General features: G+C 39.6%; 17 protein-coding genes and 1 pseudogene. 11 read left to right on the top strand and 7 right to left on the bottom strand.

What is annotated here, in order from left to right; genetic code table 11:
- The first annotated feature begins 98 nt into the window (after positions 1-98).
- Positions 99-1,502, top strand: a complete 1,404-nt coding sequence (locus tag MSKOL_RS18815) for a pentapeptide repeat-containing protein (protein ID WP_231592196.1) — start codon at positions 99-101, stop codon at positions 1,500-1,502.
- A gap of 377 nt (positions 1,503-1,879) precedes the next feature.
- Here MSKOL_RS18815 and MSKOL_RS10830 read toward each other — a convergent pair whose 3' ends face one another.
- Both MSKOL_RS10830 and MSKOL_RS10825 read right to left on the bottom strand, forming a co-directional pair.
- On the bottom strand, positions 1,880-2,077 hold the full coding sequence (locus MSKOL_RS10830) for a hypothetical protein (RefSeq protein WP_156151053.1): 198 nt from the start codon (positions 2,075-2,077) through the stop codon (positions 1,880-1,882).
- Positions 2,078-2,610: 533 nt separating this feature from the next.
- Complete coding sequence (locus tag MSKOL_RS10825) at positions 2,611-3,060, bottom strand: transposase (RefSeq protein WP_156151052.1); 450 nt, start codon at positions 3,058-3,060, stop codon at positions 2,611-2,613.
- A 214-nt stretch (positions 3,061-3,274) separates the two neighbouring features.
- Here MSKOL_RS10825 and MSKOL_RS20190 point away from each other — a divergent pair, with 214 nt between their 5' ends.
- Positions 3,275-3,460 (top strand): hypothetical protein, encoded by a 186-nt coding sequence (locus tag MSKOL_RS20190; RefSeq protein WP_156151051.1) that lies wholly within the window; start codon positions 3,275-3,277, stop codon positions 3,458-3,460.
- A 396-nt stretch (positions 3,461-3,856) separates the two neighbouring features.
- On the opposite strand, the gene MSKOL_RS10820 is transcribed toward MSKOL_RS20190, so the two are convergent.
- From MSKOL_RS10820 to MSKOL_RS10810, 4 genes are all read right to left on the bottom strand, one after another.
- A complete protein-coding gene (locus MSKOL_RS10820; protein WP_048156096.1) occupies positions 3,857-5,692 on the bottom strand; it encodes a DNA polymerase in 1,836 nt (611 codons plus the stop codon).
- Positions 5,692-8,523: a DUF927 domain-containing protein gene (locus MSKOL_RS10815; RefSeq protein WP_048156093.1), complete on the bottom strand. Its 2,832-nt coding sequence runs from the start codon at positions 8,521-8,523 to the stop codon at positions 5,692-5,694. The genes MSKOL_RS10820 and MSKOL_RS10815 overlap by 1 nt, the downstream gene beginning before the upstream one ends.
- Before the next feature lie 61 nt (positions 8,524-8,584).
- The gene (locus MSKOL_RS20185) at positions 8,585-8,737 is read right to left on the bottom strand and encodes a hypothetical protein (RefSeq protein ID WP_156151050.1); all 153 of its coding nucleotides are present in this window, start codon (positions 8,735-8,737) and stop codon (positions 8,585-8,587) included.
- Entirely contained in the window at positions 8,737-8,964 is a 228-nt protein-coding gene (locus tag MSKOL_RS10810; protein ID WP_048156089.1) for a hypothetical protein, read from the bottom strand. Before MSKOL_RS10810 ends, MSKOL_RS20185 begins: the two co-directional genes overlap by 1 nt.
- A 556-nt stretch (positions 8,965-9,520) precedes the next feature.
- On the opposite strand from MSKOL_RS10810, the gene MSKOL_RS10805 reads away from it, so the two are divergent.
- Positions 9,521-10,471: a hypothetical protein gene (locus tag MSKOL_RS10805; RefSeq protein ID WP_048156087.1), complete on the top strand. Its 951-nt coding sequence runs from the start codon at positions 9,521-9,523 to the stop codon at positions 10,469-10,471.
- Positions 10,472-10,856: 385 nt separating this feature from the next.
- Here MSKOL_RS10805 and MSKOL_RS10800 read toward each other — a convergent pair whose 3' ends face one another.
- Positions 10,857-12,137: a tyrosine-type recombinase/integrase gene (locus MSKOL_RS10800; RefSeq protein ID WP_048156083.1), complete on the bottom strand. Its 1,281-nt coding sequence runs from the start codon at positions 12,135-12,137 to the stop codon at positions 10,857-10,859.
- Positions 12,138-12,221: 84 nt separating this feature from the next.
- Here MSKOL_RS10800 and MSKOL_RS10795 point away from each other — a divergent pair, with 84 nt between their 5' ends.
- The 8 genes and pseudogenes from MSKOL_RS10795 (at position 12,222) to gyrB (ending at position 21,972) form a co-directional block, all read left to right on the top strand.
- A complete protein-coding gene (locus MSKOL_RS10795; RefSeq protein WP_048156079.1) occupies positions 12,222-12,434 on the top strand; it encodes an Lrp/AsnC ligand binding domain-containing protein in 213 nt (70 codons plus the stop codon).
- A 530-nt stretch (positions 12,435-12,964) separates the two neighbouring features.
- Positions 12,965-13,375 carry a hypothetical protein gene (locus MSKOL_RS10790; protein WP_048156076.1) on the top strand — a complete coding sequence of 137 codons (411 nt, stop codon included), beginning with the start codon at positions 12,965-12,967 and terminating at the stop codon, positions 13,373-13,375.
- On the top strand, positions 13,371-13,529 hold the full coding sequence (locus MSKOL_RS21640; RefSeq protein WP_082091103.1) for a hypothetical protein: 159 nt from the start codon (positions 13,371-13,373) through the stop codon (positions 13,527-13,529). The genes MSKOL_RS10790 and MSKOL_RS21640 overlap by 5 nt, the downstream gene beginning before the upstream one ends.
- A gap of 527 nt (positions 13,530-14,056) precedes the next feature.
- Positions 14,057-15,922: a DNA topoisomerase VI subunit B gene (locus MSKOL_RS10785; RefSeq protein WP_048156073.1), complete on the top strand. Its 1,866-nt coding sequence runs from the start codon at positions 14,057-14,059 to the stop codon at positions 15,920-15,922.
- Positions 15,923-15,924: 2 nt separating this feature from the next.
- A complete protein-coding gene (locus MSKOL_RS10780; protein ID WP_048120869.1) occupies positions 15,925-17,034 on the top strand; it encodes a DNA topoisomerase IV subunit A in 1,110 nt (369 codons plus the stop codon).
- A gap of 667 nt (positions 17,035-17,701) precedes the next feature.
- A pseudogene (locus tag MSKOL_RS21095) lies at positions 17,702-18,035 on the top strand (transposase); the annotation flags it as partial.
- A 495-nt stretch (positions 18,036-18,530) separates the two neighbouring features.
- Positions 18,531-19,037: a hypothetical protein gene (locus MSKOL_RS10775; RefSeq protein ID WP_048120866.1), complete on the top strand. Its 507-nt coding sequence runs from the start codon at positions 18,531-18,533 to the stop codon at positions 19,035-19,037.
- 1,033 nt (positions 19,038-20,070) lie between these two features.
- Positions 20,071-21,972, top strand: a complete 1,902-nt coding sequence (gyrB, locus tag MSKOL_RS10770; protein ID WP_048156071.1) for a DNA topoisomerase (ATP-hydrolyzing) subunit B — start codon at positions 20,071-20,073, stop codon at positions 21,970-21,972.
- The last annotated feature ends 6 nt before the right edge of the window (positions 21,973-21,978 follow it).

Raw genomic sequence — 21,978 nt, 5'->3', positions numbered from 1 at the left:
ATAAATGTTTTTGGCAAAGGAAAGAGATTATGGAATATGGTGAAGAATTGAAACAATTTTGGGAGAATGCAAAAAAAGAGACAGGTCAGCTCTATAAGATGGTAAAACGACGTCCATTAACTTGTCTAATTTGCATAATTTTTATTATAGTTGCCGTAATCATATTAATTGCACTTCCATATTGGCGAGTAGCTCAGTTTGGAATTGCCGACCCAAAAGACTTAGCTGAGATGGAAAATAGCTACCGTGCCACATTAGCTCAAATATTGGGTGGCACTGCTGTAGGGATTGGAGTTTATTTTGCTTGGGGAAATCTTACGACTGCTAGAGAAGGCCAGATTACTGAACGTTTCACTAGAGCTGTTGATCAATTCGGTAGTAAAGAACTGGAAATTAGATTGGGGGGAATATACGCCCTTGAAAGAATCTCAATGGAATCTGATAAAGACTACTGGCCAATTATGGAGATTCTAACAGTTTATGTTAGGAAGAATTCGAGTGCTGAAATAGTTGAAAGCAAAAGAATTACACCTCTAGCCATGGATATTCAAGCTAACGAAAGCACAACCAGAAAAGTTTCAGAAGTAAGAAAAGTGTCTTTAGATATTCAAGCAGTTCTTACTGTTATTCGAAGACGAAACGATCCTATTAATGCTGGAAAACCTATTCGTCTCAATCTACGGAAAACTTACCTACGGGAAACGGATCTTTATGAAGCAAACCTTAAAGGAGCTGACCTTGAAGGAGTGGATCTAACAGGTGCTAACCTTGAAGGAGCTGACCTTGAAGGTGCTCACCTTGAAGGAGCTGACTTTGAAGGAGCTCACCTTGAAGGAGCTAACCTTCAGGGAGCTAACCTTCGAGGGGCTAACTTTACAGGAGCTCACCTTGAAGGAGCTAACCTTAAAGGAGTCGATTTCACAGAGATTGACTTCACTGATTATACTATTATCAAAGAGGCTAACTTTGAAGGGGCTCACCTTGAAGGAGCCAACCTTACAGAAGCTTGTCTTTGTGAAGCTAATCTTACAAAAGCTCACTTTGAAGGAGCTAATCTTCAGGGAGCTAACCTTCGAGGGGCTAACTTTACAGGAGCTTATCTTTGTGAAGCCAACCTTAGAGGAGCTTATCTTGATAGAGTACCTGATCTTTTCTTGGAAGGAGCTAACCTTAAAGGAGTTCACCTTAAAGGAGCTAACCTTAAAGGAGCTTACTTTGAAGGAGCTAACATTAAAGAAGCTAACTTTGAAGGGGCTCACCTTGAAGGAGCCGATTTTACAGAGGTTGACTTTGTAGAGGATTATACCGATAGTTCATTATTTCCTGGGGTTCACAATAAGCATAACTTAACAACTGACCAACTTTCAAAAGTAAAATCACTTTATGGAGCAACAAACTTGAATCCTGAACTCGAAACACCATTAAGAGAGAAGCATCCCGAAATTTTTAAAGAAACTACGGAACATAAATCGTATAGAGAAAACGTTCTTCAATCACGATAGGCGTTGTAATCAAATTTTCTATTATTTTTTTCTTCTAGAAAAAGCAGACCTGCACTTACCAATGCATGTCTCTTTTCTGGGGTTCGAAGTATCTAAAGGCTAATTACAATTCTTGCATATCTTTCAGATCAGAGCTTTGTCTCCCTGCCCTGTGCTGTCTTCTATCAGGCTCTACGCTGACAGGCTGTAATAATATTTACCGTATCAAATAATATTCTAAGCTCGAACCGGAGTCGGTAAAAGACTTTTTAAAGAGTCGTGAAAACCGCTCACAATTTTTGAACCAAAAAATTCATTTTTATAAGAAGTTGTTTATATAATCATCAAGCGAACACGTCGAGAAGCCTGCTATTAAGCCTTTCAATGACTCCTCTGTGTTAAATAATGGTTCTCTCATCCGGATCAGGGTTAACCATTGCATAAAGGTTGATGTCAATAGATTGAATGATCTTCTTCCTTTTCAGGTATTGAAGGCTTACATCAGATATCTTTATCCTGGCATCCTTCCGGATCAGCAAGACATCTGCCTGGATCTGCTGCAAATCTCGCTCATCCTGCAATCTCTCTGCTTCCAATTCCTCCGGCGTCGGTGTTTTCTTCCTCTTTTTTAAAAATATCATCACAGGGAGGATTCAACCTTCCTGATAACTCCCCTTATGTGTCTGTCTTATGTCCTGTTCTCTTCTCTCCTGGTCTTCTCCTGCAATCTAAGAGCCTTTTTGCTATATATCCTCTCTTCTCTAGTTCTTCGATGAGCTCCGCGTCGTTAAGGAACGAAAAAGCAATATCAGGAAGTAGGTTTTTATATACATGAGGAGATAAAAAAAGAGAATCTCGTCAACAGATCGAAGAAAAGGTCAAGAACATCATGGAGGGGAATAAGGAAGGGTAAAGGAAGGTAGCGGTGGGTGTCCCCTCCTTATCTGGTTCAGGGTTCTTAGGAGGGGGTTTCGATGAGCACAGTAAAATAGTATGCAAGGGTTTTATATTTATTGTTTTTTTTCGAATTGTTCCGCCTGTTATGCAATTTCAGGAAGGCAGGCAGGATAAAAAGTATATAAATGTATGGTTGAAAGGAAAGGGTGTGCAGGGCTTTTCCTGCAAGTCCTTAGAATCCTTCCGGCAGGGGCTTCGGAGATAGTCTGCTGAGTATCTCTTTCCTGATCTTGTCCGCGTCTTCTGCTGTCGTTCCCGTGTTCATGTTTAGATTAAGGTTTTGAGTTTGAGCTTTCATGTCTATCTGTGACGATTTCCCGTATCCCATACCATTAAACCTACGTTCTAAAAGGAACTTTGCGGAGTCCACATTTCCCATTTTCATGGAAAGTTTCAACTGGTTCAAACACTCTGCAAGTAAATCGCTTTCGGCTTCCTTCAGTCCAGCATAAAAGCTCAGGTAGGGCTGCGTTTGTTCGTCACGTCCTTTCCTGATCCATGAATACAGGGTGTCTTCTGAGATTCCGAGAGATAAAGCCAGAGCTGAATATGTAAAGCCAAGCTTCACGTTTTGTTTCATCCGTTCGATGACTTCGGGGGTACATTTACATTTTTTTGGCATGATTATATTGAATTATGTATATTTTACTATAAGAATATTACCGTGGGTGATAAAGGATACTGGTAAGGATTATTTGAGAACCATAATAAAGAGCCTTGTAAAATGAAGCCTTATAACACTCCGATTTTGTAAAAATGGTACGAATGGTCTCGCGTTTTTGAAGGCATTTTTCGACTTTATACAGTCCCTATTTTGAGATAAAATACGTTATGAAGTGAGCCTTCAGATCGCAACATACCTTGTAAAATATATAAATAGAATCGCCCACAGAAGAGATGTCCACAGGGTAATGGTCAATTGTCCACAGGATAATGGAGTAGTCCACGGGATTAATGGCAGGATCAAGAGTTCTTCTCGTCCAGGCTGCTTCTTTGTCTTATCTCTGGACTTTGGCAGGTAAGTCAAGAAAAAAACAAGCAGAAAAAGCTGCAGCATACATATAATAATAAATCTTTTTAAAATAATATAATATATACTACCTCTTGTGTTTAAAATCATCATCTATTTGACTTGTCTTACATGTCTTACCTTGAAGAAATGTAGGTAAGACAATAAAATCAATATCATGAGGCTTTTGTCTTACTTGTCTTACCTGTCTTGCTTATTTTTAAGATACGTTATGTGAGAGAAAAAAATTTAATATTAATTTCTTGATGAAAAATTATTTTTTTACAATAAGTTTTTCTCTTAAAAATAGGTAAGACGTGCAAGACAGGCAGGATAAGCGTTAACCGTTATTGAAAATACTGTCTTACCTACCCTTTTTAGAGTAAGGTAGGTAAGACAAAGGAGAGTTTTATTTCTTCCATACTTGGCTTGGAGTGACCTCTGACTTGCAGGGAACTTTTGTCAGGAACAATTTTCCCGCTTTTACCATTTCATCTTCAAGGATCTTGCTGACCTCATCAGCGATCTCAACAGGGCTTTCAAGCACGATTTCATCATGGACGGTATTGACAAACCTTACTCCACGAGATTCAAGCAGGAGGAAGAGATTTCCCATTGCTATTTTAGTTATGTCTGCACTCAGGGATTGAATTACGGCATTTTTAGCCTGATTAACAATTTTCCATTCTTCATCATATTTTACAGGGGAAAATCTTCTCATTCTACCGTTTATGTTTCTTACAGCTAGGGTTTTTACAGCTCTATTTCCGATTTCATCCAGGAATTTAGTAACAGTAGGGTAATTCTTCTTGAATTTATTAATATACAGCTTTGCCTCGTCTTGGGTGAGATTAATTCCGGAGTCAGTTTTCAGCTTTTTTATCAAACCTGGAGTCCCAAGTCCGTAACAAAGTCCCAGGGTAATCTGCTTTGCAATTTCCCTTTCCCTGCTTTCCTTTTCCACTTTGTCATAAGGAATTCCAAAGATAGCTTCTGCAGTTATCCTGTAAATGTCTTTGCCAATAGTATAAGCATCGATCATTTTAGGATCGCCACTGACTTGGGCCATAATCCTGGGCTCTATCTGTGAGTAATCAGATGTCAGCAGGACATAACCTTCTTCAGCTACAAACACGCTCCTCCATTCAAGCTTCCTAGGCTGATTTTGCAGATTAAGGCTCATTACAGGAAGTTTCTTAAGGTTTTCATTTCCACAAGAAAGCCTGCCAGTTTCAGTCCCATACTGCTTAAAGTTCGAGTAAGTCCTTCCATTAGGATGTACATAACCTCTGATAACCTGACCATTTTCCTCCCTGTCGAAGGCAGAATTGACGTAGGTTGTAAGGAAGTGCGTTGCTTCCCTGTGCAGTAGGAGCAGCTTTATTACTTTGTCCTTTTTGAAGGGAGCAAGACAGTCTTCATTTGTCTTCTCAATGTTGTAACCAAGCTGTTTGAGAGCTTTCAGGGTCTTTGTGCTGCTGGTGAGACTAAACTGCGTATCGAATTTTTTCTTTTTGCCAGTGGCATTTTCATCAGCTTCCGCAATTTCCTTCTTCATAGCAGCTTTGTAAGCTTCTTCAAGGATAGGGAAAAGCTTTCTTTCAATGATTGTAACTCTGCGTTTCAGCTCAACTTCTACACTCCGGATTTTATCAATATTGACTTTGAATCCAGAAAGCTCAAGCCAAACCATTGCAGGAAGACATCTCATTTCAACTCCAACTGTCCTTTCAAGCTTGAGGGCCTTTATCTGATCCATCTGACACTTCATAATGACAGGAAGGTATCTCAGGTCATTTGCTGCATATGTTATCTGAGCCATAGTAAGAGGGACTCCATACATGAATCCTACCTGCTCTCCCTTTTCCATTTTAGCTCCAGAGTACTTGAAAGCAAGGTCTTTCAGTCCAAGACCGATCTTATTAATGGCTCTGTAAGTCCCATTTGCATACATTCCGCCTGAGATTATAATCTCTACAATATAAGTGTCATAAACATGCCTGACAGTAATTCCAAACTGCTGCTTAAGGAATTTGCAGTCAAATTTCAGGTTATGTCCCACAATTACATTATTTTCCAGGACAGGCTTTATCTCATCCATCTGCTTTTGTGTCGGATCTTTCAGGATTACAACCTTGCCAGAAGGCATTAGCATTTGTATAGTAACGATTCTTCCGTTGAAGACATCAAGACCGTTATACCCTTCAGAGTTGTCAGTTTCGATATCAAGATAAATGAGAGGCATTAAAGAGCACCTCCCATTTCTCCCATAATCACATCGTAAACACTGGTATTTTCCTCTGGAATAATTATGTCCGAATCCTCTACTATTATTTTTTTGACAGGAGCAGACACTTCTGCTTCATCTGGAGTTTCAGTCTCAGAGTCAGGATCCTCTTCCATTCCTAGATGCTTATAGAAGTTTGCAAGAGGGATCTGGAGAACCCAGGGTCTTGTACCTTCATCTGTTCTGATCTGTCTTGTGTTGATGACTTTCGACTTTCCGGTTTTATTATCTGTTGTAACAGTCTTATTCAGAATTCCCTGTGATCCCCACTGTTTGACAGCAGATTCGTATCTGTTCTCACCATCACCATTACCAAGAGATTTTACTACACGGTCTTTAAGAGCCTGCGGCAGGAAGTTTATGGTAGTCACACCGTTTTTAATATCAACCCAGCCGAATTTTGCGTTCATATCAGCCCTGTCGCTGACAATGAAGGTGCTTCCTGCAGTTGCACCGAAATGCCTCTTTTCAGAGACGTACATGTCATATGCGACCCTCAGGATCTTAATGTGATCCGGAACAGTTACTCCACAGGAAACATTCTCATTGAAGTAACCAGTGACTATTTCCAGAGGATCACACGGAGTCATGCCAAGTCTTGCAAACACTCTTTCAAGGATCTGTCCTGCAATAAGCATCACAGTGTAATACCCTTTGAGCCTGCCTGCAAGAGCGTTTGTTCCAGTATCAGGAAGCTTCTGGAAATTTTCAACATAAAGGTCTCCAATGTTGTTGATTTCAGTCATCAACTCTTGAACAAACAGATCAACTATGTTTCCGTAGTTGTTGTTCATTGCTTTCTTTACTTTTAATTTGACATCCTCAGTTATGAATATCGGATTTCCGTTTGCATCCTCAGGGACTCCGTGTGTTTCAGGAACCCTTCTTGCATGGTGTCCGCCTTTGGAGCTTTCTGTGATGATTGAGTCTTCCCCTGTAAGCAAGAGTCCGGAACAGAACTGTTTAGACATTTCAAGTCCAGATGCATTGTTACTCTTGGCTCTTGTGTTGGAGTTTGCAAACCTGTAGATAAGTTCCATTACAAACTGGACGTTCTCTGAGGTTTCATCCATGAACAAAGGCAGATCATTACATGCAGCCGCAGTCTTCTCAATACCTAAAGCTGTAGATCTTGCGGAGATCTGTAGTGTTTTAGGGTGCCCAAACATTGAGGCTACAAGCTTGTTTGAGAAAGTTTTAAGTCTGGTAGTTCCACAGCATTGGTCAAAAATGTAGTTCTCTACATCTGTAATCCTCAGCACAAGACATCCACAGGCTGCATAAGCTTTGAACCTGATCTGAGGAAACTTCATTATGTCGTCTACGCCTTCTGCCCATCCTTCTGCTGATCCTACTTGACCATACATATCCACAGCACTGTTGTCTATCTGAGTGATATCAGACACACCTTTTGCTGAAATTGACCTGTTACCAATTACAAACTCTGAGTAATTATTCTTCCATCCAGAGCGCATAGCAACAGTCTCAACAGGAAGGGTATCTTCATACAGGGTTAAAAATGTGAAGAAGTAGCTGTTCATGAGAGAGCAATTAGCTTCTGGAAACTGAAGATCCATGTTTATAAGCTCCATTACACCGCTTTTAGTCAGAAGCCCGCTGCTGGATCTCCAAACAGTTCTCTCATCATCAGATCCTTTAACTTTTATAAGAATTTTATAATATTTTTCTTGAGAGTTGTCCTGGTTTTTCCCTCTGGCTACAAGTACACCAGGGTTGCGTGCAATACGTGTTTCTATCTCTTCCCCTTCCTTATCCACTTTTACCAGAAAGATTCCTGACGAATTCACCCTGTAGCTGCCTACACAAACATCAAATGTGCTCCAATCAATCTGTTCAGGAAGCACAGGAGCTCTTTGCTCCATGTAAACCCAGGTGTCTTTTGTCCTGCTTCCAAGGCTGACTTTAATTGTGTGTTGACCGTAAGTGTCACCGTTAGCATAGTGTACCTCGTCCCACTTTGGTCTCATCAGCTTAGATTGTCTGAATATGGAGTCAATCTGCTCAGGCTTCTGTGTCCATCCCCTAATGAGGTTGCATAGGGCAAGATCATCAACGGTCTGGTCTGCTCCTCTTACGCCTTTGTAAAAGAGATGATTGAAAGCTTCCTTCACACCATCATTAAAGGCGTGTTCGAGCCTGTTTATAATTTGCTCATCGGTAAAATCTACATTCGTAACAGGGAGATCACTTGTGTCAATTTCTTCGTAAGGAGTAAAGTACTTGCTCCGGAAAGTATCAAGTGCATCTTGGGCATGGTTAACTGTTGCAGGAGCTTCCAGAAGCTTGTGTCCAGTAATTGTAATCCACTTGCTGTTCTGGTATACCTCAATGTCTCCAGCATGCTTACCGGCATCTACAGGGAAATTTCCGTAACACAGGAATCTCAGTCCACCGTCATTGTGGTCTGGAGAGGGTTCAGTAGGGGAATATTCAGCATATGTTCCCATTGCTAGAACATCGGCAAGCTTTTCTGGATCAACAGCCCCATCTTTTCTGAAAGCTTTGTCAACATCTCCTGCAACAAGCACATTGTCTCCTTCTTTAGGAGGAGTAGAAGACAATGCAACCTGAAGGCCTTTAAATTTCTTGGAGGATTTGAGAAGCTTAACAGCATCATCATAGGTCATCCATGTTGTGGGGTCGCTACAGGAAGCAGGTCGGACTTCAGTTTCTCCTGTGTTGGGATTAACCTGATAAGACATAGGGAGTTTAGCTGGCTTGCTTTTATTCGAGTTTTTAACGGCTTTCCAGGCAGCCCAAATTTTCATTTCTTTAAGTTCTAAAGGAATATTTTCAGGAATGACAGTCCGGAATTTAGGGAGGGTAATTTTATCGCCTCCTCTGGAATGTCTGAGCTTTGTGAATTTGCTGTATTCTTTCCCTCCTTCGAAGTCTGCAGGTCTTGCAGAATTTCTCTAAAGCATCCGTGTCTATGTATTCTGAAAGATCCGGTTCAAGTGAGAACAGTTCTTTTGGAGGCATTAAAAACCGACCCCTGACCAGTAAACCCTGGATATATCTTCCCACGAAAGTCCAGATTCTTCCAGTTTCAAATTAAGATTAGTCACTGGTAATCTTGGGAAAACATTACATGAACTATCAACATAGGCAGAAAAGTTAATATATGGATAAGACCAATTATTACCTGCAGTAATTTTTCTTTGTATATGCGGAAGGTTCCAGACTTCCGCAATCTTGTTTTTAGGCACTTATTCCACCCCTACTACCCGAATTATACGTTTTGCTATGACCCTATCAAGTGGATCAGTGCTTTTCTTCATATGCTCCAAAATGTCAGGGTGTTGAGTGCTCACTTGTTTTGCCCAGGACAAAAAATTATTAGAATTTTGAGTTTCATCTATCATTGCTGACTCATCCCTTCTATCATTTCGATGTGTTAGCCTCCAGTTTCTGTGGTTCTTGGCGGTTCCTCGAAACTGGGGTCATCCTAATGCTATAGTCATCGTACAGTTCAATTTTCAGAATATCGCCTTTTTCCAGTTTTGCGTTTTTTACCCAACTAACAGGTAAGCAAGCATAAAACGAATTGCGTACTTTCTGAATTTTTATATTATTAAAGCTGAAAATTACTTCCGTCATCAAATATGTATTACGTGTAGGACGGTATTAATAATTTTGAAAAAGGTAAAAGAATAGAGTTTTAACCTAGGGTATAATTTTTCAATAATAGCCTACCTTATAATAAAGTCAGATAAAAAGAGATAATACCCTATATTTATATACTTTCAACACATGTTTTGACATATGCAAGAGGTTCAAAAAAAGGAGAAAAGGAATAAAGGAGATCATTTAAACCGTAGTGAGAGAAAATCAGATATTATTAAATATATTTTAGGAAGAAATGGGCCTGCCCGAGAGCCTGAAATTATAAAGTATTTAAGCGAGCTCCCGGAGAGAAGTACATCAGATCAATCAACTATAAATAAACACCTTCGTAAATTGAGAGAAGATGGTTTCATAGAATTGGTAGAACCAAAACAATCATTTAGAAAAAATAGGAGACATGGTCTAACCAATAGTTGGGGTGTAACAAAACTAAAAAACGTGAGAAGAATCATGGAAGAATACCCCAGTTTAATCGAAAACCTGCAAAACAGTGAGTCGGCTTCAGAAATCGTTTTGGACGCGCTAATAAAAGCTATTTCCCACTCGACTAATGAAAAATATGCGGAAATTGAGGAAATAAAAATATTCCTTAAAGAATATCGTGAAGATTTAAGAAAAAAATTGAAGCAATCAGTGTCGTTTTTTAAATTCTGTGTTAGAGATGAGTATGCTGTCATTAGGAATTCTAACGACCTAGCCAAAATATCAGATGAAGATCCATATGCAACATTTTTCGTTATAAATGGGAATTCGGACAACCATTTCATTATTAAGGGAAATAATTTTGGTTTTGACATGGCTTTCAAAGCGTGTGTCGCTTTTGATATAATGGAAAGAGCAGCAGACTCGAGAAAAGATATATCACAGGCGATAGAATGCGTAAAACAAATGAAAAATAAAGTTTCAGATAGCCAAATTGAACAATTAGATGAATATTATAAAAAAAGTAACTTTGCTCCTGATTTTCTGAGGGGGAAAAAATTGATTTCAGTTGAAAACCCCAAACTCCAAGAAATCGAACTAGAATTCGAGGAAAAAGGTGGAGAATTCATAAACTATTTTACCTACCAAGTAGATGATTCCACCTGAAAACCCAAGCTCGCAGGTCGACAGATTAGATATGCTTGAAGTTTGAGACTTTTTATTATTTTCTGGTTTTCAGAACGATGGTAGTCAACTGCCAGCGGTATCAATCCCACTTTCCGCAGATGTACACAAAAATGCCACCTATTTTCTCAGTAGGGCAGTAGCTTAAAATCCATCTTGTTTTTAACGAATAATATTGGGCAAATCGGCAACTAATTTCTACATCTGTGTACATCTGCGGAATGTCGGATCAATGTCAAATTTTGACGATCCCAGAATATATTAAAAAGTCTCTGAAGTTTTAAAAATTGAATATAAAAAAGCTGAGATTACCAGCCTGTTCTATTTATACTGATACTAAAAATAGGTGAAATTTTGGTTAAGGAAATTATTTCCCATTCTTAATCATCATCTCCTTCAGCTTGGAGACTTCCTCAAGCTCTTGTTTTAATGCATTCTTCATTTCCCTGATTTCTTCAAAGTCCGCCAATTGCATATAGTCAGCTTTGATAGATTCGGTATCCTTCATTTTTTCTACCTCTGCCTTGAGTTCCTGCAGCTCTGATCTTTCAACGACATGCCGGGCAGTTTCCGCCTGCAAGATTTGGTTCTCCTGTTTGATCCGTAGGTATTCAGGACTCTCGGAGATATCTGCCTCTTTTTGGATTACTAGATAAGGCACATATTTTGCATATATCTTTGCTAAAGAGTTTGGATCAGATCGAAAATAAGCGGCTTTAGTTCTATCAATTTTATGTCCCATTGTAAATTCAACAAAGAAGGAGTCACAACCAGCATTTAACAAAGCAGAGTTATAGTATTTTCTCAGGTTGTGACTTCGGATGATATTCCATGTCCCTTTAGGAGTTGACTTACGGGCTTTTTCATTCAGCATCCGGTATAGCTTGAGGAAGGAATTCCTTTCAAGCTTCCTTAGTCTCTCATCTCTCTTCTCAAGCCATTCATTCGGTATTGTCCGACCAATAAAAAGATAATCGTTATCAGAATAAACATGCTGCTTCTGTAATTGTCTTTGTTTCCTGATATCGGTTGAATCAGATTTTCTATCTCTGAACTCTAAGTAGTCATTAACTGCTTGACTAGCTTCAGGAGTGAGAAATGTGATTAAATCTGTCTTAGTTTTGCCCCTACGTATTTTTAAAGTTGTTATTCCTGTTGTAGAATCATATCCATCCTTAAAAGTACCAACTTTTAGATTAATAATCTCATTGGAGCTTAATCCACCTGAAACACCAACAAGAACAATTGCTTTCTCCAAAGGATCACATACTTTTAATATCGTTTGAATGTCATTTTTTGAAGGTATTTCAATGTTACTTTCTAATACTGTAGATTCAAGGTTCCTTTGTTTAGGAAATTGAATATCATAATAATTGTAAAATGATTGAATAGGCATTATATACCCACGAATAGTATTAGGAGCAAGGTTCTTTCTTTCTAAATGCTCTATGAAGTCTGGTACATAATCAGAAACAGATCTTTCACGCATTAGCAAACCTTCTTTGATCTCTTTTTCGGCTTCAATGATGAGTTGATCAGGATCTTTACCTGCAAATTCACAAAATGCTTTAATAGCATGCGAGTAATTTCTTTTTGTGTTATCTGACTTTGCAACTGCTCCAAGCCATTTATCAAACAAGCTTTTCAAAATAATACCTCTGTTTTCCCATCATTCTAACTCATTAATAGCATAATATAAATTTAAGGTTGTGATTCCATTTTCGGTATAACAATGATAAATGTGCTGCCAGGTTATGAAAAGGCAGCATACAGAGAATTGAAGAACATCGAGGGGATTAAGGATGTTTACCATGTCTTTGGGGAGTATGACTTTGTAATAATAATAGATGTTGAAGACATGACTCTCCTGAACGACGTGGTAGATAGAGTCAGGGAAAGCGAAACTGTAATAACCACCAAGACAATTATCGGAGCAGAACTTTAATTCTCTTGCTTAAAAATTAGCGCATTCTGCCAGAATAAAACAGAAGGAACGACAAAACGGAAGCAACATATTTTTAGCAGGTCATGGCTTTCTACCCTAACCTTTTATTGAGATCGAAACTGTTGGGTATTTTTCTTTTAAAAAATATTTAAACACATCCACGTGCTTGAAACAATTAGTGATGTAGAAAAATAACAGTGCTTCGATACTTTAGAATTACTTCTTATACTTTATGGAATGTCTTAAGTATATCAAATCCATAAACGTACATCATCAATGATGCAATACCAGGACGAACTTTATAGAAGTTTGCCTTTTTATATTTAGAATTGTTTTCTCTCGCTCTTCAAATATAAGATAATAGGATTCACGATTTAAACTACAAAACCAACAGCCTTAAACTCGTAACTTTCAAAACTTAAATTTCAACTATGATATCTATTGTACTTTATTTTGTATCATAAATATGTAATTCTTAATTAATTTGAGGTAAGATGATTACAAAAATTTAATTTAAAATGTGATATTTTGTGAAAGTACAAAAATTCAAATCTGAAGAGATTTTTGGTTTAGTGTTAGGCGCTGTACTTAGTTTTATTATGTTCAGGTTGTCTTTTAAGACGAGCGATGTATTACATTTTTCTAATCAAATAGTTATTTGGGTTAATATAGGTCTTACCATTTTCTTCATAATACTGGGGCATTATATAGTCTCAAGAAAAGTAATTGACGAAAAAAAGAGAATTGAAGACATAATAGGGCTTAAAAGTAATTTACTGGGTTTTTTCCTATGGCTTATTGTAATAATAATTGCAACCTTGTTGAACATAGAAATTAATAAGACTGCGATTATATCAGGAGGTTACATTACAATACTTTTGATCACTCTTTACATGGAAAAGAGGGAGGTTAAAACACAGAGCCTTATGCAGATAAATTAATGAGAGCTATGTAGCCAATGGAATAATGGTGCATAATTGCAGATCTGCCCTCATTCTTGTTCCTAGATCTGCCCTCATTCTTGTTCCTAGATCTGCCCTCATTCTTGTTCTTATAACAATTAGGACTTACGCGGTTGAAACGAGAAATCGATAGCGTTAAACCTTTAACGGTCTAAAAAGAATCTCTGACTACACTATCTATTGTGGTTGATTTTATATTTCAAGTGCGTAAATCTTAAACAATGAAACATGATAAGTCAATGCTCTTTGAGAATCGGGATTTTACAAAACAGATGAATCAAAACTTTGAATTTCTTGATACTAAAACAATTAGCATTAGATAACAGTAAACGCTAAAATCGTAAAACACTGGAAAAGTAAAATACTAAAATCGCAAACAATAGTACTGTGATTCCGAAGTAGATTCATAAAACGTGACCTTTGAATAGCTCCGACGATCACATATTTTTTTCAGGAAATAAGGAATTGATTTTGGAATCGAATCACTAGAAAAGTAAAATGCAAAAATAGTAAAGCACTAGAACAGTAAAGCGCTAAAACCCTAAAATCTTAACAATCGCATTACTTTTAAGGCAAAAATTCCTACTTTAGATATGTGTGTAAAAGAATATTTAAAGTAGTATAAAGTTACATTGATTTTTCAACCTGAGGTAAATTTTCATGGAATTCACCATTGCAGAAGAACTTGCCAAAAATCAAAAGTCAATAAGCGTTGCAGAATTTTTTGAAAAAAACCGACAGATCCTGGGTTTTGATTCGGCTCCTCGAAGCCTCATAACAACCGTAAAAGAAGCTGTTGACAATGCCCTTGATGCCTGTGAAGAAGCAGGAATTCTGCCCGATATTCTTGTCCAGATTGAAAGAACCGGACAGGACTACGTAACTGTTATTATAGAAGATAACGGGCCAGGAATTGTAAAAGAGCAAATTCCCAAAGTTTTTGCAAAGCTTCTCTATGGTTCCAGGTTCCATGCCCTCAAGCAAAGCAGGGGACAGCAGGGAATAGGGATTTCCGCAGCCGTGCTCTATTCCCAGATGACTGCGGGCAGGCAGACGAAAATCCTCTCCAAAACCGGCTCCGGTAACCCTGCACATTATTACGAACTTATGATCAATACCAGCACGAATGAGCCCGATATCCTGAAAGACGAGATAAAAGACTGGTTCCGTCCGCACGGGACTCAGATCGAGCTGGAAATGAAGGCTGCCTACGTAAAAGGAAGAAGACAGTCAATTTCCGAGTACCTCAAAGCTACTGCAATCGTGAACCCCCATGCAAGAATTACCCTTATAGAACCTGACGGCAATGAGGAAGTTTTTGAAAGAGCCACGGATAAGATGCCCGAGCCAGCCGAAGAAATCCTTCCCCATCCTGAAGGTATAGAGCTTGGCACTCTAATGAAGATGCTCCATTATACTGAGCGCCAGAAACTTGCCCCGTTCCTCCGCTACTCTTTTTGCAAAATTGGGCTGTTGACTGCCGAGGAAATCTGCAAAGCTTCAGGGCTTGACCCTGAGATCGACCCTCATGCCCTTGGCCGCCACGAGGCAAGAAAGCTAATTGAGGCTTTTGAGAAGGTAAAGATCATGGCTCCTCCTACAGACTGCCTTTCCCCAATAGGAGAAGAGCTGATTTACAGGGGGCTTGAAAAAGAAACGAATGTGGATTTTATTGCCACAAGCACCCGAAAACCCGCAGTATATTCAGGAAATCCTTTTGTGGTGGAAGTTGGACTCGCTTACGGGGGAAAACTTCCAAAAGAAGAAAAGATCAGTATAATGCGTTTTGCTAACCGTGTGCCTTTGCTTTACCAGCAGGGAGGCTGTGTGACAACACATGCCGTAGAAGACATTAAATGGAAACAGTATGGCTTAAACCAGCCCGGAGGAGGAGTTCCTGCAGGACCGGCTATCCTCCTGATCCATATTGCTTCTATTAACGTGCCTTTCACTTCAGAATCAAAAGATGCTATTGCTGACATTCCTGTGATTAAGGACGAGATTGACCTCGCGATCAAAGACGTTGCAAGAAAGCTCAAGCACTACATGAGTAAGCAGAGCAACCTCAAGAAGCGCCGGGAAAAAGAGATTATTATTACAAAGGTCCTCCCTAAGATGGCTGTAAAAGTTGCGAATATCCTGGAAAAAGATGTCCCTGACATTAATCCAGTTGTTGCAAAGATTATGGGAAACCTGCTGGTACACAGAAAAGTGAAGAAAAATGAGGATGGGACTGCAGACGTTATAATAAAGGTCAAGAATTTCGGAGCCTCTACATACTCTTTCAGGGTTCATGAAATGCTTCCCTGGACAATACTCGGAGCAAAGCCCGAACCAAAGGTTGTGACTCTGGGCAATGATTACGATTATGTATGGGATATCTCCGCAGCAACTGGTTCTTCAAAGGTTCTAAGCTACAGGATAGAATCTGCAATCGACAAAGAACTCGGGAAATTTCCGGACCTTGTTGTGGAAGGGCTTGAAGAAGAGCTTGTAACCGGGGCAAAAGCCTTTAAGGGGGCGTAAAAATGGCCAGAGAAATAAGTAATAAAAAAGCTCAGCGAGACATCCTGGCAAAAGAAAAGCTGTTTGGGCTTGCAGAGAAGATTTATAACCAGTTTGAAGATGAGGTTGTCCCAAGCATCAGCCTTCCAAGCCGGACAAAGTCAAATCTGGAATATTCCGACGAGAGCGATGTCTGGGTCTACGGAGACCGGGAAAGCGAGAGAAGTGCAAAAACCGTAAAAGGGGCATTCCAGCTCCTGAAAACTACTTACGCCACCGAGTTCCTTATAAACGAGCACCTTGCCCAGAACCGCGGTTCAACGCTTCGAGAGCTTTACTATATCTCGGAAGGCTGGGAAGCTGCGAAATTCAAAGAACAGGCTGAGAGCGACCGTCTGATCGAAGACCTTGAACTTCTCACAAGCCTTCAGAGAGAGTATTTCCATATGCGCCCTGAAGAAGACGGAGCTACCATGTTCGGGCCTATTGAAATTACAGAGCAGACAAATCGCGGAGAACGGAATATTCACTGCCAAAAGGACGTGGGGGAAGGAGGGTACCAGATTCCCTTCAATGTGGAAAATATCGAATTCAAAGCCCATGATGCAAGCATGATTATTGCTATAGAAACCGGTGGTATGTACGCACGTCTAATGGAAAACGGGTTTGATGAAGCCTACAATGCGATCCTTGTCCACCTCAAAGGCCAGCCTGCCCGTTCAACCCGAAGGATTATCAAGCGCATGAACGAGGAATTAGGCATCCCCGTAGCCGTTTTTACGGACGGCGATCCATGGTCTTACAGGATCTATGCCTCTGTTGCCTACGGGGCTATAAAAAGTGCTCATCTCTCGGAATTTATGGCAACCCCCGCAGCCAAGTTCCTTGGCCTCCAGCCCTCGGATATAGTTGAATACGAACTCTCGACCGACAAGCTTACCGATCAGGATATAAATGCACTGCGTAGCGAACTTTCCGACCCGCGTTTCGAGTCCGACTACTGGAAAGAACAAATCCAGCTCCAGCTCGATATAGGGAAAAAGGCCGAACAGCAGGCTTTTGCAGGCAAAGGCCTTGATTTCGTAACCGAGGTATACCTGCCCAATAGGCTCAAAGATATGGGTATGCTGTAACACCCGAGTTCCGTCACCCGAGTTCCGTCTCGGGAGGACGGTGCCCTTTTCGCTATGCTACGCTTCGCTCAAGAGGGCTGAATTAGGGGTCAGGAAGGCTACATTCTCAACGAGCTCAGGGCGTCTGATTTACCCGAATTTCGTTTTGGACCATGCAGCGGGCGTGGTTACAACCCTCTTTTAAAGGCTTGAGCGAAAACCCTAGTAACGTTTGAGTTTGATGAACTTATCCCCAAACCCTATCGGCGTGATCACAAGCCTTTTCAACCTTAGTTCCCAAATATTAAGCGCATAGATGTAGTAACGAGAAGATGTGAAGTTACCAGATCTCGATTTTGAAATTTTGCTACAAAGATCAGGTGCTTAAATTTAAGCGCATACTCCGATATCAGGAGACATTTATGCGCCTAAAAATGCGGAACTTAGGTTTCAAAAAAGGCTTGACCGAAAAACCAAGCAGCAACGTGGTCGGCGTGATCAACTGGCGCAACAGTTGCAGCGCAAAGGTTGTGGTCAGGCGAACTAGTTTATAAGATAGTGATATAAGTTGTTACGGCTTGAAAAAATACTGAGTAAAGGTACAGATACCTTTTTTTCGTTCTTTCGCAGTTGTGGATCTAAGAGGCTGTTTTAAAATTAAATATTTCTGTAACCAGATTGTTCGTTAGTGCCAGCTCAAAATAAAAGAATTCCTTATCCTAGTGATTTCTCCAATTAAAAATGAGAAAAATTAAGCCTCATATTCCGAGTTGCAGAACCAATAGAGACAGAAAACGCATTCATTCCTATCGAAAGATATTAAACGCCATCTTTTATTTACTACGTTCGGGTTGTGCATGGTGAATGTTACCACATGAATTTCTTCATTGGAAAACTGTTACCGCTATTTCCGTTTTTGGCGGCTTGATGGAATTTGATAGCGTGTAAACGTTGCACTGAGAACAGAACTGAGAATTGCAAATGGGAGAGAACCAGAGCTTAGTGCAGCAATTTTAGATAGCTAGTTGGTTAAAACCACAGAAACACCAGGAGTACGCGGTTATAATACTGCAAGGCTCGTATCAAATCTTTAAGCAAGTGAAAAGGAATATTCAGACAGTCTTAGGGATAAGACTTAAGCAAATTGATAAATAAGTTCTATTTTTGTATATATCCACGAAACGAGAGATTAATAACATCCAAGCAATAACCATACCAATACCAAATTTCTCGAATTTGGCGAAATATTTATATTACGAAAACGCCTATTTCGTATTATGACAAAAGTAAAGTTACATCTCGAAGGATTAGGACCAATATATTTAGAAGAAAACAATCCTGAGTCTCTCGCAAAGATTCTTTCATCGCTGGCGGAAATTTCCAAATCTCAGCTGCAATCCAACCATAACCAATACTAATTACCAAATTTCTCGTATTTTACGAAATACGTATGATGTTAAAACGCCTATTTCTGATTATGATAAAAGTAAAATTACACCTCGAAGGAATTTCGTATTATGACAAAAGTAAAGTTACATCTCGAAGGATTAGGACCAATATATTTAGAAGAAGACGACCCTGAATTTCTCGCAAAGATTCTTTCATCACTGGCGGAAATTTCCAAATCTCAGCTTGTCAAGGAAATTAACTCAGATACAAATATCAATATGCCAGAAACGAAGACTTGTAAGCAAGAAAACATGAACACAACTCTTCCAACTGTCAACGAGGTTGTAAAATACATTATCTCTAAAGAAAATTTTGCGCATGATAGTGTAGAGTTGCTGAACAAATTTTTTGGTAGAAGAATAAAATCGAAAGACGAACCGTTAATATTTTTATCTTTCAACAATATAGCCAGAAGAGCTAGGGAGCGGATAAAAAAAGATTACAATATTAAGTGGGATACTACCGAACGCAAATCTTACGATCGCAATACGCATCCAATAGTATACAAAATAAACATTGAAAAAAAAGATAGATTCAGTGGACTAGGAACTTTATTTGGTTCATCAAATGAGTGATCGTGACTGGTTGGCTTATAGTGAAAGGAAAGATGATGGCTACATAACTTAGAGGCTGTCTTAAAATTCAAATCATTCATACATTTGGATAATGGACAATGTTAACTTTAAAATTTATACCGTAAATTTTTTCAGCAATTCAGGTACAGATTGACCTAAAGATAATCTGTAATCCTATCGGACTTACGCACTAGAGGTATAAAACCAAATTCAATAAGCATTATTGATTAAAATTATATTTTAGACATTTAACGGCTTAATATTAATGCTTCTCAATTCAAGTGTGCAAGTCCTATCCCAATTGTAAACTCAAATTTAATTTTAAGACACGCTCTAGTAGTTATGCTGTGCTATTCTGGCTTTTTTGTGGTCATTTTCTGTTGTTATAGAACCTGAAGCTGGTTAAGTTTATATAAATACATTTTAAGTTACTGTATAGATATTTGGATTTAAAGTAAACTGTGAGTAAATCCTATAGGGTTTGTTGTACAGCATGAGATTCAATAAGTATGCCGCGAGAATCGGATTTATTCAGGGTTGGCTTTTTTATCCGGAAATTACTAATTGTGATGCCTAAAAAGATTTTGTAACTATATATGTAAAAATCTGCTGATTAACAGTGTAAATGCCGCGACTCTTACTCTAAATCCTTTTGAGACAAGAATTTTTGCGAGCGAAACAGCAAATATTAATTTAAACTAAAGACGTATTAAAAAATTAGTATGAAAAGCGCATATTTGGGCATAAAATTATGCTAAAAATTAGCTGTTTTGAGAGGATTGATACTGAAAAATCTTGTGTAATTTTCAGGGAATCTAAAGGCTTAAAATGTATGAGCGCATATTGAATTTGGTTCGTGGTAGAAAAGATAATATTAATATATAAAAAGCAGTAAATAAAAACTGTAGTCTTATTGGATTGATACGAATTCTAAGATCTATTTTGACAAAAGTTTCCCCGCGAATTTTTTAAAAAAATGTAATGTTACGTGATTTAGATAACTCTACTAGATTTTTATGGAGAATCAACTAAGATGAGTGATAAACAGGTTTACGATGCTTCGCACATCCAGGTGCTGGAAGGCCTGGAGGCTGTCCGGAAGCGTCCCAGCATGTATATAGGGAGCACGGATGGTCGCGGGCTCCACCACCTAGTCTATGAAGTAGTAGACAATAGTATTGATGAAGCTCTTGCAGGCTTCTGTACCAGGGTAAATGTTACAATCAACCCGGACGGGAGTGTGACAGTCCTGGATAATGGAAGAGGTATACCTATCGACCTCCATCCATTTCACAAAAAATCAGCTCTTGAAGTTGTAATGACTGTTCTGCATGCAGGAGGGAAGTTCGACAAGAACACCTATAAGGTTTCAGGGGGACTGCATGGAGTAGGGGTTTCTGTTGTAAATGCACTTTCGGAATGGCTGGAAGTTGAAGTGTCAAGAGAAGGCAAGAAGTATTTCCAGCGCTATTCCCGTGGAAAGCCTGAGGCTGACGTTCAGGAAATCGGAACTTCAGAAACTACAGGCACAAAAACTACTTTTAAACCCGATGAGAAAATTTTTGAGACACTTGATTTCGATTACGAGATCCTTTCAAACCGTTTAAGAGAACTGGCTTTCCTGAACCGGGGCCTTATTATCAGCCTCAAGGATTTAAGAACCCCAGAAGGGCAGGCTGAGATTTTCACCTACGAAGGGGGAATAGTGGAGTTCGTGAAGTATCTGAACAATAAGAAACAGTCTCTTCACGACCCGATTTATTTTGAGCGGCAAAGGGACGACATGGTAGTAGAAATTGCAATGCAGTACACAAGCAGCTATACAGAAAACGTGTACTCCTTTGCAAACAACATCAATACCCACGAAGGCGGAACTCACATAATCGGTTTCAAGACCGCACTGACAAGGGTTGCAAATGACTATATTAAAGCTAACAAGCTTTCCAAAGAAGACATAAAGCTTACAGGCGATGATGTAAGGGAAGGACTGACTGCAATCATCAGTGTCAAACTAATGGAACCCCAGTTTGAGGGGCAGACCAAGACAAAGCTTGGAAATAGTGATGTCAAAGGAATTGTGGACTCCCTTGTAACTGACGGGCTTGCGGAATACTTCGAGGAAAATCCCAAGGTTGCAAATGTTATTCTTGAAAAAGCCCTTCTTGCCCAGAAAGCCAGAGAAGCTGCAAAAAAAGCAAGAGAACTGACCCGGAGAAAAAATGCTCTCGAAGTAAGCACTCTTCCAGGAAAACTTGCGGACTGCTCGGAAAAGAATCCTGCAGCCTGTGAGATTTACATTGTGGAAGGTAATTCGGCAGGCGGTTCGGCAAAACAGGGTAGAGACAGGAGTTTTCAGGCTATTTTACCTCTCAGAGGCAAGATCCTGAACGTAGAAAAATCCAGACTTGCAAAGATCCTGAAAAACGAGGAGATCATTTCCCTAATCACTGCCATTGGAACAGGAGTCAGCGAGGACTTCAACCTGGAAAGTGCCCGCTACCATAAGGTCATTATCATGACTGATGCTGATGTGGATGGAGAACACATCAGGACTCTTCTTCTCACACTGTTCTTCCGCTATATGAGGCCTCTTATTGACGAGGGATACGTATACATTGCCCAGCCTCCTCTCTACCGCATAAAGAAAGGCAAAGCTGAGTACTACATACACTCTGACAGGGAACTGGAAGCAAAGAAGAAAGAACTCGGGGAAAAAGGACTTGGAATCCAGCGTTATAAAGGGCTTGGAGAAATGAACCCTGAACAGCTCTGGGAAACCACCATGAAACCTGAGAGCCGGACTCTTTTACAGGTGACCCTGGAAGATGCGATTCGGGCTGATGAGATATTCAGAATCCTCATGGGAGATGAGGTTGAGCCACGCCGGAACTTCATAGAAGCGCATGCAAAAGAGGTCGTAAACCTGGACATCTGAGGTGGC

The organism is Methanosarcina sp. Kolksee (assembly GCF_000969945.1).
GTDB lineage: Archaea > Halobacteriota > Methanosarcinia > Methanosarcinales > Methanosarcinaceae > Methanosarcina > Methanosarcina vacuolata.
This window is presented reverse-complemented; position numbering and strand designations above follow the sequence as displayed.

What these genes read in the sequence shown, in the direction of transcription:
- MSKOL_RS18815 (WP_231592196.1), top strand. Translation starts at nt 99, where the DNA reads ATGGTAAAACGACGTCCATTAACTTGTCTAATTTGCATAATTTTTATT.
- MSKOL_RS10825 (WP_156151052.1), bottom strand. Translation starts at nt 3,060, where the DNA reads ATGCCAAAAAAATGTAAATGTACCCCCGAAGTCATCGAACGGATGAAA.
- MSKOL_RS10820 (WP_048156096.1), bottom strand. Translation starts at nt 5,692, where the DNA reads ATGCCTCTCATTTATCTTGATATCGAAACTGACAACTCTGAAGGGTAT.
- MSKOL_RS10815 (WP_048156093.1), bottom strand. Translation starts at nt 8,523, where the DNA reads ATGAAAATTTGGGCTGCCTGGAAAGCCGTTAAAAACTCGAATAAAAGC.
- MSKOL_RS20185 (WP_156151050.1), bottom strand. Translation starts at nt 8,737, where the DNA reads ATGCCTCCAAAAGAACTGTTCTCACTTGAACCGGATCTTTCAGAATAC.
- MSKOL_RS10805 (WP_048156087.1), top strand. Translation starts at nt 9,521, where the DNA reads ATGCAAGAGGTTCAAAAAAAGGAGAAAAGGAATAAAGGAGATCATTTA.
- MSKOL_RS10795 (WP_048156079.1), top strand. Translation starts at nt 12,222, where the DNA reads ATGATAAATGTGCTGCCAGGTTATGAAAAGGCAGCATACAGAGAATTG.
- MSKOL_RS10785 (WP_048156073.1), top strand. Translation starts at nt 14,057, where the DNA reads ATGGAATTCACCATTGCAGAAGAACTTGCCAAAAATCAAAAGTCAATA.
- MSKOL_RS10780 (WP_048120869.1), top strand. Translation starts at nt 15,925, where the DNA reads ATGGCCAGAGAAATAAGTAATAAAAAAGCTCAGCGAGACATCCTGGCA.
- MSKOL_RS10775 (WP_048120866.1), top strand. Translation starts at nt 18,531, where the DNA reads ATGACAAAAGTAAAGTTACATCTCGAAGGATTAGGACCAATATATTTA.
- gyrB (WP_048156071.1), top strand. Translation starts at nt 20,071, where the DNA reads ATGAGTGATAAACAGGTTTACGATGCTTCGCACATCCAGGTGCTGGAA.